The sequence below is a fragment of the Burkholderia sp. AW33-5 genome, assembly GCF_053427615.1.
In genome coordinates this window covers 1-316 of sequence record NZ_JBSAXA010000122.1, presented here as the reverse complement: position 1 = coordinate 316, position 316 = coordinate 1, and the positions used below count along the sequence as shown (strand labels likewise).

General features: G+C 69.3%; 1 protein-coding gene. It reads right to left on the bottom strand.

Translation table 11 applies throughout. The features are described 5' to 3' along the window. Nucleotides 1-316 (bottom strand): amidohydrolase family protein (locus tag ACV22V_RS32645; protein WP_448016856.1); only part of this gene is annotated, 316 nt, incomplete at both ends.

The window sequence follows — 316 nt, the reverse complement described above, 5'->3', positions numbered from 1 at the left end:
ATACTCGAACGGCAGCTTCGGCCCCTTCGCGAGCGTCGCGTAGAGGATCGTCGCGTTCGGGTTCGCGAGCAGCAGGCCCGTCGGGTTGCCCGCGGTATCGCGCAGGATCGTGCCGCCCGGCGGCTCCGGCGTGTCCTTCGTGTAACCGACCACGCGCAGCGCGGCCGCGTTCAGCAGCGCGCGATCGTACAGGTGCAGGATGAACACCGGCGTATCGGGCGCGGCCGCGTTGAGTTCGTCGATCGTCGGCAGGCGCTTCTCCACGAACTGATGTTCGGTGAAGCCGCCGACCACGCGCACCCACTGCGGCGCGGGA